We start from the raw sequence: 896 nt of genomic DNA, 5'->3' as shown, positions 1-896 counted from the left end.
CCTCCGAAGGCAAAGGTCACACGTTCGAATCGTGTCGGGTGCGCCAATCTTCTCAAGACGTTAGCGGGGCTCGGCCCTCCCCCTCGGGCGGATCGTGTCGCCCGCTTGCCCTTCGGTGCGGGCGGCGTGATCCGCGGCTGCCCTTCCCGCTCTCATGACGCTGCCCGGCCACGCACAGGACGCGATCTCGAGGGCCGAACTGGCCCCGACCGGCGCGCTCCGGGTCGGTCTCGTCGAGGCTCCGTCCGCCGGCCTGATCTTCGTCTGCCGCGCGGCCGATGGAGGGCTCGACGGGGTGACGGCCGATCTGAGCGCGAATCTCGCCCGCGAGGTCGGTCTGCCGCTGGCCGTCACGCTGTTCCCGAACTCGGGCGCTGCGGCCGACGCCCTGCAGGCCGCGGCGATCGATGTCAGCTTCATGCCGGTCGACGCGACCCGCCGGCAGGTGATCGCTTTCGGGCCGGGCTACTACGACCTGGAGAGCACCTATCTGGTCGGCGCCGGGTCGGGCATCACCGACGTGGCGCAGGTGGACCGACCGGGTCTCCGGGTCGTGGCGATCGAGGGCACGACGACGTTCCGCGCCTCCGCCCGCACGCTGACCCGGACGCAGCCCCGCCCCGTCCCGTCCGTGGCCGAGGCCGTCGCGCGCATGCGCGCCGGGCAGGCGGACGCCTTCGCCCTCTCGCGCGACACGTTGCGGCCGGTGCTCCTGCAGGTCCCCGGCTCCCGCATCGTGGCGGGCGGCTTCCAGCAGACGCAGGTCGCCGTCGCCGTCCCGAAGGGCCGACCGGTCGCCCTCGCCTGCGTAACGGCGTGGATGGATGAGGCGAAGCGCACCGGCGTCGTCCGGCGGATCTTCAATGCCCGCGGCTTCCGCGACGACGCGGTCGCGC

At 73.1% G+C, this 896-nt stretch carries 1 protein-coding gene; it reads left to right on the top strand.

Annotation, left to right across the window (positions count from 1 at the left end):
* Positions 1 to 154 precede the first annotated feature (154 nt).
* The coding region (locus tag ACLBYB_RS32655; protein WP_447701361.1) for a transporter substrate-binding domain-containing protein at positions 155 to 896 on the top strand (742 nt) is incomplete at its 3' end.

It is taken from the genome of Methylobacterium sp. D54C, from assembly GCF_053345595.1.
The sequence above is the reverse complement of the archived record's forward strand: the minus strand, read 5'-3'. Positions and strand labels throughout refer to the sequence as shown.